1 protein-coding gene is annotated in these 384 nt (G+C 56.0%); it reads left to right on the forward strand.

Annotation, left to right across the window (positions count from 1 at the left end):
* The coding region (locus tag C1I97_RS39045) for a carbon starvation induced protein CsiD (protein ID WP_181447145.1) at positions 1 to 384 on the forward strand (384 nt) is incomplete at both ends.

The raw sequence follows: 384 nt of genomic DNA on the forward strand, positions 1-384 counted from the left end.
ATCTCGATGACTGGGAACATCTCGACAACTATTTCCGCCACCCGCTGGCGCGTCGCCCGATGCGCTTTGCCGCGCCGCCGAGTAAAAACGTCAGCAAAGATGTTTTTCATCCGGTGTTCGACGTCGATCAACAGGGTCGCCCGGTGATGCGCTATATCGACCAGTTCGTCCAGCCGAAAGACTTCGAAGAAGGCGTGTGGTTGAGCGAGCTTTCCGACGCCATTGAAACCAGCAAAGGCATTCTTTCTGTGCCCGTTCTCGTTGGCAAATTCCTGTTGATTAACAACCTGTTCTGGCTGCACGGTCGCGACCGCTTTACTCCGCACCCGGATCTGCGCCGTGAACTGATGCGCCAGCGTGGCTATTTCGCTTACGCCTCTAACC

It is taken from the genome of Streptomyces sp. NTH33, assembly GCF_003236365.1.
Classification (GTDB): domain Bacteria; phylum Actinomycetota; class Actinomycetes; order Streptomycetales; family Streptomycetaceae; genus Streptomyces.